This window comes from Kitasatospora dryopteridis (assembly GCF_050749075.1).
Taxonomy (GTDB): Bacteria; Actinomycetota; Actinomycetes; order Streptomycetales; family Streptomycetaceae; genus Kitasatospora.
In genome coordinates, this window is the sequence record NZ_CP192749.1 from 2,035,891 (window position 1) to 2,048,367 (window position 12,477).

Consider the following 12,477-nt stretch of genomic DNA (forward strand, 5'->3'; position numbering starts at 1 on the left):
GTTCTCCTTCACCGGGCCGCGGGCTGCTGGCCGTAGACGTGCTGGTAGCGGTGGTTGAGGCGGTCGATGTCGGCCTGGGCGATGGGCAGGGGTTCGCCGAGCTGGCGGGAGATGTGGACGGTGCGGGCGACGTCCTCGCACATGACGGCGGCCTTGACGGCGGCCTTGGCGTCCTTGCCGATGGTGAAGACGCCGTGGCTCTTCATCAGGACGGCGGGCGAGCGGTGGCCGCGCAGGGTGTCGACGATGCCGCGGCCGATGGAGTCGTCGCCGATGAGGGCGAACGGGCCGACGGGGATCTCGGCGCCGAACTCGTCGGCCATGGCGGTGAGCACGCAGGGGACGGCCTCGCCGCGGGCGGCCCAGGCGCTGGCGTAGGTGGAGTGGGTGTGCACCACGCCGCCGACCTCGGGCATGTGGCGGTAGACGTAGGCGTGGGCGGCGGTGTCGGAGGACGGGCTGTGGTCGCCGGCCACGACGGTGCCGTCGAGGTCGCAGAGGATCATGTTGTCGGGGGTCAGCTCGTCGTAGGCGACGCCGCTGGGCTTGATGACCATGAGGTCCTCGCCGGGGACGCGGGCGGAGACGTTGCCCGCGGTCCAGACGACCAGGTTGTAGCGGACGAGTTCCTGGTGCAGGTCGCTGACCTGGCGGCGGAGCAGGTCGATCGGGGAGGTCATCGGTCCTCGCTGGTGCGGTCGGCGGTCAGGGCGGCGTTGCGGATGGCGCGCAGGCGGTGCAGCTGCTTGTCGGGGCCGGTGCCGAAGTGGTCGTGCAGGGCGCGGTACTCGGCGTAGAGGGCGTCGTAGGCGTCGGCGCGGGCCGGGTCGGGCAGGTGGGCGTGGCGGTGGACGCGGCCCATGGCGGCCGAGGCGGTGCGCACGTCGGGGTGGGCGCCGGCGGCGACCGCGGCGTGGATGGCGGAGCCGAGGGCGGGGCCCTGCTCGGAGGCGGCGAGCGAGACGGGGCGGCGCAGCACGTCGGCGTAGATCTGCATCAGGAGGGGGTTCTTCTTGAGGCCGCCGGCGACGACGAACTCGGTGACGGGGACGCCGCCGTCCTCGAGTGCCTCGACGATCGTGCGGGTGCCGTAGGCGGTGGCCTCCAGGAGTGCGCGGTAGATCTCCTCGGGGCGGGTGGCCAGGGTGATTCCGACGATCACTCCGGAGAGGTGGTGGTCGACGAGGACGGAGCGGTTGCCGCCCATCCAGTCGAGGGCGACCAGGCCGTGGCCGCCGACGGGCTGGTCGGCTGCCTTGCGGCTGAGGAGCTGGTGGAGGTCCTCGCCGGTGGCCGCGGCCTCGGCGAGGTAGTCGGCGGGCATGCCCTGGCGCAGCCACCAGGCGAAGATGTCGCCGACGGCGCTCTGGCCGGCCTCGTAGCCGTAGGAGCCGGCGACGATGCCGCCGTCGACGACGCCGCAGATGCCGGGGACGTCGGCGAGGGTGGCGCCGTTGACGACGTGGCAGGTGGAGGTGCCCATGATGGCGAGCAGTTGGCCGTGGTCGACGGCGCGGGCGGCGGGTGCGGCGACGTGGGCGTCGACGTTGCCGGCGGCGACGGCGGTGCCCTCGGGCAGGCCCGTCCAGGCGGCGGCCTCTGCGGTGAGCGAGCCTGCCCGGCTGCCGAGCGGGAGGAGCGGGTGCTCCAGGCGGGTGCGGGCGAAGTCGGCGAAGCCGGGGTGGAGGGCGGCGAGGTAGTCGTCGGCGGGGTAGCCGCCGTCCTGGTGGATGCCCTTGTAGCCGGCGGTGCAGGTGTTGCGGGTCTCGGTGCCGGTGAGCTGCCAGACGATCCAGTCGGCGGCCTCGATCCAGCGCTCGCAGGCGGCGTAGACCTGCGGGTCCTCCTCGAGGACCTGGAGGGCCTTGGCGTACTGCCACTCGGCGGAGATCCTGCCGCCGTAGCGGTGGATCCACTTCTCGCCGCGGGCGTGGGCGAGGGCGTTGATGCGGTCGGCCTGCGGCTGGGCGGCGTGGTGCTTCCACAGCTTGGGCCAGGCGTGCGGGCGGGCGGCCCACTCGGGGGTCTCGGCGAGCGGGGTGCCGTCGGCGCGTACGGGCAGCACGGTGCAGGCGGTGAAGTCGGTGGCGATGCCGATGACGCGGGCGGGGTCGACGCCGGAGGCGGCGAGGGCCTCGGGGACGGCGGTGCGGAGCACTTCGCGCCAGTCCTCGGGGTGCTGGAGGGCCCAGTCGGGGGGCAGCCGGCGGCCGGTGCCGGGGAGGCGGTCCTCGATGACGGCGTGCGGGTAGCTGTGGACGGCGGTGGCGATCTCCTCGCCGTCGCGGACGCGGACGACGACGGCGCGGCCGGAGAGGGTGCCGAAGTCGACGCCGACGACGTAGGTGTCGCCGGTGGCGGGGTGGTCCGCAGCGGTCCTGTCCGCACCGGTCTGCTCGGTGCCGGTCTGCTCGGCCCGGGTGGGGGGCGTCTCGGTCACTGTCTCATCCTTCGAACGGGGGTGGGGACGAACGGGGTGGCGTTCGGGGCCGGCCGCCGGCTGTTCCGCCCCGTCGCGGGCCGGCGGCCGGCCGGTGTTCCGCCGCCTCACCCTCACGAGGAGCGGAACGTCTGCCGCCGGGCGGACGGGCCGAAGCGGGGTGGCCGCCGGCCGGCGGAGCGGGTGGTCGCGACGGCCGGTGGCGGATGGCCGGGCGACTCCGGATGCTGTGATTGTTAACGTTCACATTTTGGCTGTCAAGGGTGCGGGGGCCGTGCAACGAGGTCGGGCGGGCCGGAACGGGCAGGTCACACGGGCGGGACGGCCGTGCGGCCGTGCGGCGTCCCCTTGAGTGCACTGCCCAAGGGGACGGCTCACCCCGAGGGGGCGCGGGAAGCTGCGCGGAGCGGGAGTGACGGTGGTCGGCCTGCCGCTGCGCGCGCCGCTCGTCGCACCCCTCTTGGATGCACGCGCGCCCGGGTAGGTCAGGCCGGGCGCGGGGCCGGGCCGGTGGAGCGGCGGAGGACCATTTCCGGGGCGACCAGGATGTGGCTGCGGGCGTGGGCCACCCCGGCGAGTTCCTCGACGAGGAGTTCGAGGGCACGGCGGCCGAGTTCGCCGAAGTCCTGGCGGACGGTGGTGAGCGGCGGGGTGAAGTAGGCGGACTCCGGGATGTCGTCGAAGCCGATCACGCTGATCGCGCCGGGCACCGGGCGTCCGGCCTCGTGGAGGGCCCGGAGCAGGCCGAGGGCCATGTGGTCGTTGGCGCAGAACACCGCGGTGACCTCCGGGTCCGCCGCGATCTGCAGGCCGGCCTCGTAACCGGACCGGGCGCTCCAGTCGCCGCTGTAGACCTGGGGCACCGGGGCACCGGCCTCCTCCAGGGTGCCGCGCCAGCCGTCCAGGCGGTCCTGGGTCTCCAGCCAGCCGGCCGGGCCGGCGACGTGGTGGACGGTGCCGTGGCCGAGGTCGAGCAGGTGGCGGGTGGCCGCGGCGGCACCGGTGAGGTTGTCGACCGCGACCATCGGGACGCGGGAGCGGCTGCCGGAGCCGACCGCGACCACCGGCACCGAGCTGGAGAGCCGGGCGACCGCGCCGACGGCGGAGATCTGCGGGGCGATGACGGCGACGCCCTCGACGCCCTGGTCGCGCAGCCGGTCCACGGCCTCCTGGACGGAACGCGCGTCCAGCGAGCGGAGGCTGGCCACGCTGACGAAGTAGCCGGCGCTGCGGGCGGCCTGTTCCAGGCCGTCGAGCATCGAGGCCGGGCCGTAGAGGGTGCTGGCGAAGCTCACCACACCGAGGGTCTGGGAGCGGCGGGTGACCAGGGCCCGGGCGGCGGAGTTGGGGCGGTAGTCCAGCTCCCTGATGGCGGCGAGCACCTTGTCGCGGGTGTCGGGCCGTACGTGCGGGGCGCCGTTCAGGACTCGGGACACGGTCTGGTGCGACACTCCGGCGAGCTTCGCGACGTCGGCCATCACGGGCTGTCGGGGCTCCGTCCCGGCAGTCTCACTTCCCACTCACAGCCCCCTTGTCGGTGCAGAGCCAGATGCGCGCTGCAACTGTCTCACGTGTGCGGAAGGGAGTGTAATTGTTCGCGCTCACAAGTCGATCTCGGGGCCGCCCCGCAACAGTGCGGGCCACGTGGTCGGCCCCCGTCCCGGGCGACACCCTCCGGCGCGGGGGCTCCGGGACGGGGGCCGAGTCTCACGGCCGAGCCCGTCGGACTCGGGGGGCGCCGCAGCGCCCCGGCAGTGCTACGCGGCGACGACAGGCTCCGCGGGTACGGCGAGCTCGGCGGGGACGGCGGGCTCCGCCCGTACCACCGGCGAGGCAAGAACCGCTGCATCGTGCCGGGCGAGCAGCCGGCGGGCCCGAACGAGGGCCCGCAGGGGGTCGCGGACGCCGGTGTACACGCACACGGTGTAGAGGGCGTCCTCCCGGCGCCGCCGGACGGCTGCGTCCGGCACGGCCACGTCGGCAAGGGCGTCCAGCTCCGCGACCAGCGCACCCAGCACGACGTAGTTGATCAGCGGCATGGGCCTACTCCCTCTGTTCATGGACGGACGGACCGGTTCCGCATCCTGCTCGCGCGCCTGCCCGGGCATCGGCGCGCCAAGCCCTACACCTCCGAATGGCCGCACCCTCTTCACGCTTTCTCCTCTTTCTCCGCATCACCGGCACAGGTGGGGTGCAGCCGGGAGAGCAGGCGTGGCATGGCTTCGTGCGGGGCGGGCGGGCCGCACGCATGGGACCTGGGCGGGGAGTGGTGCCGCGCGGGAAAGAGGGTGCGGTCCGGCGCCTGCCGGGTCGCGCAGTTCTCCCCCGGCCTTCAGCTGGGAGGTGCCCCCACGTGCCCCTGCTTGGCCGGCCCGAAGCGCACCCGAGTGGGCCGGTGCTAGCGGCTGTCCCAGGGGGTGCGGGGGGTCTGGGCCGGGGGGACGGGGGGCATCGGGGGTGGGGGCGGGGGGTAGAGCTGGCCGTGCTGCTGCTGGAGGGGGTGCGGCGGCTGCGGGTGGTGGTGCGGGGAGCTGCGCGGCGGGGCGGTGGGCCGGTCGGTGTCGGGCGGCGGCGGGGCCTGGCGACGGCGGGCTCCGCCGCCGAGGATGCGGCGCAGCAGGCTGTCCGGCGGGAGGACCTCGGCCCAGCGTTCGGGGTACTCGGCGGGAGCGTGGATGTCGTCGTCGTCCTCGTCGTCGTCCTCGCCGCCGTCGGCGAGGCCGAGTTCCCGGACGAGGAAGGCGCGCTGCTGGGCGCGGCGGGCGGCGGCCTCGCGGACGACGGTGGCGGCGGCGGCCTCGCTGGCGCGCTCGTTCTCGGCGCGGGCGTCGGCGGTCTCGACGCTGGGCCAGCGGCGGTCGATGGCGGCGTTCATGGCGGCGCCGATGAGGACGGCGAGGGCGACCACGAAGATCCACAGCAGCACGGCGACGGGGGCGGCGAGGGAGCCGTAGACGGAGGGGCCCTCGACGGAGCTGATCAGGTAGACGCGGAGCAGGACGCTGCAGACGACGAGGACGAGCAGGGCGACGAGGGCGCCGGGGATGTCCTCGCGCCAGGGCGTGTTGGCGGGGACGGCGACGTGGTAGAGCGTGGTGAGGAAGATCACCAGGAGCAGGATCGCGGCGGGCCAGTAGAGGGCCTGGACGAGGCCGGCGGAGTCGGGGAGGGCGCCGATGACGAGGCCGGGGCCGGCGACGAGCAGCGGCAGGACGAGCGAGCCGATGACGAGGGCGCCGAGGTAGAGGCCGAGGGACATGAGGCGGGTCTTGACGATGCCGCGCTTGCCGTCGAGGCCGTACATGACGGTGATGGTGTCGATGAAGATGTAGAGCGCCCGGGAGCCGGACCAGAGCGACAGCAGGAAGCCGATGGAGATGAGGTCGGGCCGGCCGTTGTCGAAGACGCTGGTCAGCAGGGGTTGGACGATCTGGTCGACCGAATCCGGTGAGAGGACCGTTTCGGATGCCGAGACGACGTCGTTCTTCAGCTTGTCGATGGTGCCGGCGCCGAGGATGTCGTCGAGGTAGCCGAGGGTGCCGGCGAGGCAGAGGAGCAGCGGCGGGATCGAGAGCAGGGTGAAGAAGGCGGCCTCGGCGGCGAGGCCGGTGACCCGGTATTCGACGCAGGTGTTGGTGGTGTCCTTGAGCAGGGCCCACAGGGTGTGGCGCCAGCCGTTCCGGCGGGCGCGGCGGCGCCCGCCCCGGCGGCGCGGGTGCCGTTCGGCGGCCGGGCCTGGGATCTCCCGCGGAGTACTGCCTGCTGCTTGCACGCCCCTACCGTACTGGCCTGCACCCCTCCCCCGCGCACACGCGCGCGAGGGCTCCGGAGAGGGGCTGCAGAGGGGTCGTCAGGTACCTTCGGCGGGGCCTTGCGTCGAGGCGCGCACCGCGCTGACGACGGCAAATCGGGTAGGCATCCCATGATGCGAAACATCCACGTCCAAAATACGGACGTTAGTGGACCGAGGGTCGTTCGCCGTGCGAATCTCTTGCCATGCCAAGCGCCGGAGCCACCCTAGTAGGTCGACTGCACGTCGATCTCCTCCGCGTGTCCAGCGCCATCTGTCCGGTGACCTGAGCCCTACCCCCGCCGCCACCACGGCACCGGCGCCGGCACCTCGCGAATCCCCGCCGATGCGGATGCGCGGGCGCCCTCCGGCCAGCGTCACTGCACCCTGACGCCTGCAGCAACAGCGCAGGTCAGAGCAGTTGCGTGCCCGGGGATGCCGAACCCCCCATCAGAGCCAGCTGCCAAAGGACGAGACACCATGGCCCCTAGCCCCGAACCGGTCGAGCCCACGGTCGCCGGCGCCCCCGTGCGCCGCCCCGCCGCCGCCCGCAAGGTGACCCGCCACCGCGGCGAGGGCCAGTGGGGCATGGGCCACTTCACGCCGCTGAACGCCAACGAGCAGTTCAAGAAGGACGACGACGGTCTCAATGTGCGGACACGCATTGAGACGATCTACGCCCACCGCGGCTTCGACTCCATCGACCCCGCCGACCTGCGCGGCCGGATGCGCTGGTGGGGCCTCTACACCCAGCGCAAGGAGGGCATCGACGGCGGCAAGACGGCCGTCCTCGACCCCAACGAGCTGGACGCCGAGTACTTCATGCTCCGCGTGCGCATCGACGGCGGCCGGCTGACGGTCGCCCAGCTCAGAGCGATCGCCGAGGTCTCCGAGCTGTACGGCCGCGGCACCGCCGACCTGACCGACCGGCAGAACGTCCAGTACCACTGGATCCGGATCGAGGACGTCCCCGCGATCTGGCAGAAGCTGGAGGCCGTCGGCCTGTCCACCACCGAGGCCTGCGGCGACACCCCGCGCGTCATCCTCGGCTCCCCGGTGGCCGGCATCGCCGAGGACGAGATCATCGACGGCAGCCCCGCCATCGACGAGATCCAGCGCCGCTTCATCGGCAACAAGGAATTCTCCAACCTGCCGCGCAAGTTCAAGTCGGCCGTCTCCGGCTCCCCGCTGCTGGACGTCGCCCACGAGATCAACGACGTCGCCTTCGTCGGCGTCGTCCACCCCGAGCACGGGCCCGGCTTCGACCTGTGGGTCGGCGGCGGCCTGTCCACCAACCCCAAGCTCGGTGTGCGCCTGGGCGCCTGGGTCCCGCTGGAGCAGGTCCCGGACGTGTACGGCGGTGTCATCGGCATCTTCCGCGACTACGGCTACCGCCGGCTGCGCAACCGCGCCCGCCTGAAGTTCCTGGTCGCCGACTGGGGCGCGGAGAAGTTCCGCCAGGTGCTGGAGGACGAGTACCTCAAGACCAAGCTGGCCGACGGCCCCGCCCCGGCCGAGCCGGTCGCCCGCTGGCGCGACCACGTCGGTGTGCACCGGCAGAAGGACGGCCGCTTCTACGTCGGCTTCGCGCCGCGCGTCGGCCGGGTCAACGGCAAGATCCTCGGCCAGATCGCGGACCTCGCCGAGCAGCACGGCTCGGACCGCCTGCGCACCACCGCCGAGCAGAAGATGATCGTCCTCGACATCCCCGAGGACCGCGTCGAGTCGCTGGTCGCCGGCCTGGAGGCGCTCGACCTGCAGGTCAAGCCGTCCACCTTCCGCCGCGGCACGATGGCCTGCACCGGCATCGAGTACTGCAAGCTCGCCATCGTCGAGACCAAGGAGCGCGGCCGCCGCCTGATCGACGAGCTCGAGCAGCGCCTGCCGGACTTCGACGAGCCGCTCACCATCAACATCAACGGCTGCCCGAACGCCTGCGCCCGCATCCAGGTGGCGGACATCGGTCTCAAGGGCCAGCTGGTCACCGACGACAACGGCGAGCAGGTCGAGGGCTACCAGGTGCACCTCGGTGGCGCGCTCGGCCTGGAGGCCGGCTTCGGCCGCAAGGTCCGCGGCCTGAAGGTCACCAAGGACGGCCTGGCGGAGTACGTCGAGCGCGTGCTGACCCGCTACCAGGCCGACCGCACCGAGGGCGAGCGCTTCGCCCAGTGGACGGCCCGGGCCACCGAGGACCAGCTCTCGTGAGCGAGCGCAGCGAGCGAACCGTCCAGCACTGCGTGTCTCGCGAAGCGACCGCCGAGCGCAGCGAGGTGGACGCGTGAGCGAGCGCGCGGCCCCGTTCCACTGCCCGTACTGCGGCGACGAGGACCTGCGGCCCTCGGAGGCCGGGCACGGCTGCTGGGAGTGCGCCTCCTGCCGGAGGGCGTTCCAGCTGAAGTTCCTGGGCCTGCTCCGGCCCGACGGCACCACGACCGGCTCCACCGGCACCACGACCGACACCGAGCACACCGAAGGAGGTGGCGAGTGAGCACCACGACCGACTACGAGGCACTGGCCACCGCGGCCGCCCGCGACCTCGAGGACGCGACCGCGCAGGAGATCCTGCAGTGGGCCGCCGACACCTTCGGCAAGCGGTTCTGCGTCACCTCCTCGATGGAGGACGCGGTCGTCGCCCACCTCGCCTCCAGCGTGCTGCCCGGCGTGGACGTGGTCTTCCTGGACACCGGCTACCACTTCGCCGAGACCATCGGCACCCGGGACGCGGTGGCCGCGACCATGCCGGTCAACGTCATCACGCTCACCCCGAAGCTGACCGTGGCCGAGCAGGACGCCCAGTACGGGCCGAACCTGCACGACCGCGACCCGGACCTGTGCTGCTCGCTGCGCAAGGTCGAGCCGCTGAACCGCGGCCTCGGCGGGTACGACGCCTGGGCGACCGGGCTGCGCCGCGACGAGTCGCCGACCCGCGCCAACACCCCGGTGGTGGCCTGGGACGCCAAGCGCCGCAAGGTCAAGCTCGCCCCGATCGCCCGCTGGACGCAGGAAGACGTCGACGCGTACGTCCAGGCCAACGGGGTGCTGCTCAACCCGCTGCTGTGGGAGGGCTACACCTCGATCGGCTGCTCGCCGCTGTCCTGCACCGCCAAGCCCGGTGAGGGCGAGGAGGGCCGGGCCGGCCGCTGGGCGGGCTCCGGCAAGACCGAGTGCGGCATCCACCTCTGACCATCCGCCAGACCGACGAGACCTCAGGAGAGATCACCGTGACCACAGCCGACACACTGGACGCCGGGGAAGCCGCAGAGGCGGCCCGCGCGGCCGCCCCCTGCGAGCGCGGCGCCACCGTGTGGCTGACCGGGCTGCCCAGCGCGGGCAAGACCACCCTGGCGTTCGCGCTGGCCGAGCGGCTGCGCGCCGAGGGCCACAAGGTGGAGGTCCTGGACGGTGACGAGATCCGCGAGTTCCTCTCCAAGGGCCTCGGGTTCACCCAGGAGGACCGGCACACCAACGTGACCCGGATCGGCTTCGTCGCCGAGAAGCTGGCCTCGAACGGGGTCAAGGTCCTCGCCCCGGTGATCGCCCCGTACGCGGACTCCCGCACCGCCGTCCGCGAGCGGCACGCCGCCAACGGCACCGACTTCCTGGAGATCCACGTCGCCACGCCGGTGGAGCTCTGCGCCGAGCGCGACGTCAAGGGCCTGTACGCCAAGCAGGCCGCCGGCGAGATCTCCGGTCTCACCGGCGTCGACGACCCGTACGAGGCACCGCAGAACCCCGAGCTGCGCCTGCAGACCCAGGGCCGCGCGGTCGCCGAATCCGCCGCCGAGCTGCACGCCTTCCTGACGACAAGGGGCCTCGCATGACGACCGCCACGCACAGCCTCCTGGACACCCAGGAGAACCCGTACGCGCTGTCGCACCTCGACGCCCTGGAGGCGGAGTCGGTGCACATCTTCCGCGAGGTGGCGGGCGAGTTCGAGCGGCCGGTGATCCTCTTCTCCGGCGGCAAGGACTCCATCGTCATGCTGCACCTGGCGCTGAAGGCGTTCTGGCCGGCCGCGGTCCCGTTCTCGCTGCTGCACGTCGACACCGGGCACAACTTCCCCGAGGTCATCGAGTACCGCGACCGCACCGTCGCCGAGCACAACCTGCGCCTGCACGTCGCCCACGTCCAGGACTTCATCGACGACGGCCGGCTGCGCGAGCGCCCCGACGGCACCCGCAACCCGCTGCAGACCGTCCCGCTGCTCGACGCCATCGAGACCAACCGGTTCGACGCCGTCTTCGGCGGCGGCCGCCGCGACGAGGAGAAGGCCCGCGCCAAGGAGCGCGTCTTCTCCCTCCGCGACGAGTTCGGCGCCTGGGACCCCCGCCGCCAGCGCCCCGAGCTGTGGTCGCTCTACAACGGCCGGCACGCGGTCGGCGAGCACGTCCGGGTCTTCCCGCTCTCCAACTGGACCGAGCTGGACGTCTGGCAGTACATCGAGCGCGAGGGCATCGAGCTCCCCGAGATCTACTACGCCCACCACCGCGACGTGTTCCAGCGCAACGGCATGTGGCTGACCGCCGGCGAGTGGGGCGGCCCCAAGGAGAGCGAGCCGGTCGAGAACCGCCTCGTCCGGTACCGCACCGTCGGCGACATGTCCTGCACCGGCGCCGTCGACTCCGACGCCACCACGATCGCCGACGTGATCACCGAGATCGCCGCCAGCCGCCTCACCGAGCGCGGCGCCACGCGGGCCGACGACAAGCTGTCCGAGGCCGCGATGGAGGACCGCAAGCGTGAGGGGTACTTCTAAGATGACCGCCACTCCGGAGACCACCGCCACCTCGCTGCTGCGGTTCGCCACCGCCGGCTCCGTGGACGACGGCAAGTCGACCCTGGTCGGCCGTCTGCTGCACGACTCCAAGTCGGTCCTCGCCGACCAGCTGGAGGCCGTGGAGCACGCCTCCCGCAACCGCGGCCAGGAGGCGCCCGACCTGGCGCTGCTCACCGACGGCCTGCGCGCCGAGCGCGAGCAGGGCATCACCATCGACGTCGCCTACCGCTACTTCGCCACCGCCCGGCGCCGGTTCATCCTCGCCGACACCCCCGGCCACGTGCAGTACACCCGCAACATGGTGACCGGCGCCTCCACCGCCGAGCTCGCCGTCGTGCTGGTCGACGCCCGCAACGGCGTCGTCGAGCAGACCCGCCGGCACGCCGCCGTCGCCGCCCTGCTGCGCGTCCCGCACGTCGTCCTCGCGGTCAACAAGATGGACCTCGTCGAGTACGCCGAGCCCGTCTTCGCGGCCATCGCCGAGGAGTTCACCGCCTACGCGGCCTCGCTGGGCGTCAAGGACGTCGTCGCGGTGCCGATCTCCGCCCTGGCCGGCGACAACGTCGTCGAGCCCTCGGCGCACATGGACTGGTACGGCGGCCCGACCCTGCTGGAGCACCTGGAGACCGTCCCGGTCGGCAGCGACCCGAGCGGCGAGCCCGCCCGGTTCCCCGTCCAGTACGTGATCCGGCCGCAGACCGAGGACCACCCGGACTACCGCGGCTACGCCGGCCAGCTCGCCTCCGGCGTGCTGCGGGTCGGCGACCCGGTGACCGTCCTGCCGTCCGGGCACACCACCACCGTCGCGGGCATCGACGCCCTCGGCAGGGAGACGGACATCGCCTGGGCCCCCCAGTCGGTCACCGTCCGCCTCGCCGAGGACATCGACATCTCCCGCGGCGACCTGATCGCGGCCGGTCCCGCCCCGGTGTCCACCAAGGACATCGAGGCCACCGTCTGCCACCTCAACGAGCGGGCCCTGCGCCCCGGCGCAAAGGTGCTGCTCAAGCACACCACCCGCACCGTGCGCGCGCTGGTCAAGGAGATCTCCTACCGGATCGACATCGACACCCTGGAGCAGCGCTCCGGTGCCGACGGCCTGGAGGTCAACGACATCGGCCACGTGGTGCTGCGCACCGCCGAGCCGCTGGCGCTCGACAGCTACACCGACAACCGCCGGACGGGCTCGTTCCTGCTGATCGACCCGGCCGACGGCACCACCCTCACCGCCGGCATGGCGGGCGAGGCCTTCGACACCGTACGCGCCACCACCGAACCGATCGAGGAGGACTGGGTCTGATGCCCAGCGAGGCGTTCTCGGGCATGGACAAGGAAGGCGGCCGCATCGGCAGCGGCGTCCTCGGCAGCGGCCAGGGCGGCCTGACGCGATGTGGAGGCGGACAGGGGCGCTGAGCCCCTGTCACCGGGCCGGTCCCTTCCCGCAGCGGGCACCGGCCCGGCTTGCCCGGC

General features: G+C 72.9%; 12 protein-coding genes. 7 read left to right on the forward strand and 5 right to left on the reverse strand.

What is annotated here, in order from left to right; genetic code table 11:
• Nucleotides 1–8 precede the first annotated feature (8 nt).
• From ACQ614_RS09260 to ACQ614_RS09280, 5 genes are all read right to left on the reverse strand, one after another.
• The gene (locus tag ACQ614_RS09260; RefSeq protein WP_363495546.1) at nt 9–680 is read right to left on the reverse strand and encodes an L-ribulose-5-phosphate 4-epimerase; all 672 of its coding nucleotides are present in this window, start codon (nt 678–680) and stop codon (nt 9–11) included.
• Complete coding sequence (gene araB, locus ACQ614_RS09265; RefSeq protein ID WP_431677947.1) at nt 677–2,440, reverse strand: ribulokinase; 1,764 nt, start codon at nt 2,438–2,440, stop codon at nt 677–679. The genes ACQ614_RS09260 and araB overlap by 4 nt, the downstream gene beginning before the upstream one ends.
• A gap of 485 nt (nt 2,441–2,925) precedes the next feature.
• Nucleotides 2,926–3,960: a LacI family DNA-binding transcriptional regulator gene (locus ACQ614_RS09270; protein ID WP_431677948.1), complete on the reverse strand. Its 1,035-nt coding sequence runs from the start codon at nt 3,958–3,960 to the stop codon at nt 2,926–2,928.
• Between the two features lie 237 nt (nt 3,961–4,197).
• Entirely contained in the window at nt 4,198–4,479 is a 282-nt protein-coding gene (locus ACQ614_RS09275) for a DUF5133 domain-containing protein (RefSeq protein WP_431677949.1), read from the reverse strand.
• A 359-nt stretch (nt 4,480–4,838) separates the two neighbouring features.
• Nucleotides 4,839–6,212, reverse strand: coding sequence for a YihY/virulence factor BrkB family protein (locus ACQ614_RS09280; RefSeq protein ID WP_431677950.1), 1,374 nt, complete (start codon nt 6,210–6,212; stop codon nt 4,839–4,841).
• A 224-nt stretch (nt 6,213–6,436) separates the two neighbouring features.
• Between ACQ614_RS09280 and ACQ614_RS09285 the strand changes: the two genes are divergently transcribed.
• From ACQ614_RS09285 to ACQ614_RS09315, 7 genes are all read left to right on the forward strand, one after another.
• Entirely contained in the window at nt 6,437–6,520 is an 84-nt protein-coding gene (locus tag ACQ614_RS09285) for a putative leader peptide (RefSeq protein WP_317634116.1), read from the forward strand.
• 190 nt (nt 6,521–6,710) lie between these two features.
• Nucleotides 6,711–8,435, forward strand: a complete 1,725-nt coding sequence (locus ACQ614_RS09290) for a nitrite/sulfite reductase (protein ID WP_431677951.1) — start codon at nt 6,711–6,713, stop codon at nt 8,433–8,435.
• A gap of 73 nt (nt 8,436–8,508) precedes the next feature.
• Entirely contained in the window at nt 8,509–8,718 is a 210-nt protein-coding gene (locus tag ACQ614_RS09295) for a hypothetical protein (protein WP_431677952.1), read from the forward strand.
• On the forward strand, nt 8,715–9,413 hold the full coding sequence (locus ACQ614_RS09300; protein ID WP_431677953.1) for a phosphoadenylyl-sulfate reductase: 699 nt from the start codon (nt 8,715–8,717) through the stop codon (nt 9,411–9,413). The genes ACQ614_RS09295 and ACQ614_RS09300 overlap by 4 nt, the downstream gene beginning before the upstream one ends.
• Nucleotides 9,414–9,469: 56 nt before the next feature.
• Nucleotides 9,470–10,051 (forward strand): adenylyl-sulfate kinase, encoded by a 582-nt coding sequence (gene cysC, locus ACQ614_RS09305; RefSeq protein WP_431683872.1) that lies wholly within the window; start codon nt 9,470–9,472, stop codon nt 10,049–10,051.
• Nucleotides 10,048–10,986, forward strand: a complete 939-nt coding sequence (cysD, locus tag ACQ614_RS09310) for a sulfate adenylyltransferase subunit CysD (RefSeq protein WP_431677954.1) — start codon at nt 10,048–10,050, stop codon at nt 10,984–10,986. Before cysC ends, cysD begins: the two co-directional genes overlap by 4 nt.
• A 1-nt stretch (nt 10,987) precedes the next feature.
• On the forward strand, nt 10,988–12,307 hold the full coding sequence (locus tag ACQ614_RS09315) for a sulfate adenylyltransferase subunit 1 (protein ID WP_431677955.1): 1,320 nt from the start codon (nt 10,988–10,990) through the stop codon (nt 12,305–12,307).
• Nucleotides 12,308–12,477 lie beyond the last annotated feature (170 nt).

Bases quoted from the DNA above. Each gene is read 5' to 3' on its own strand.
- ACQ614_RS09275 (WP_431677949.1), bottom strand. From the start codon at position 4,479: ATGCCGCTGATCAACTACGTCGTGCTGGGTGCGCTGGTCGCGGAGCTG.
- ACQ614_RS09260 (WP_363495546.1), bottom strand. From the start codon at position 680: ATGACCTCCCCGATCGACCTGCTCCGCCGCCAGGTCAGCGACCTGCAC.
- ACQ614_RS09315 (WP_431677955.1), top strand. From the start codon at position 10,988: ATGACCGCCACTCCGGAGACCACCGCCACCTCGCTGCTGCGGTTCGCC.
- cysD (WP_431677954.1), top strand. From the start codon at position 10,048: ATGACGACCGCCACGCACAGCCTCCTGGACACCCAGGAGAACCCGTAC.
- ACQ614_RS09290 (WP_431677951.1), top strand. From the start codon at position 6,711: ATGGCCCCTAGCCCCGAACCGGTCGAGCCCACGGTCGCCGGCGCCCCC.
- ACQ614_RS09285 (WP_317634116.1), top strand. From the start codon at position 6,437: ATGCCAAGCGCCGGAGCCACCCTAGTAGGTCGACTGCACGTCGATCTC.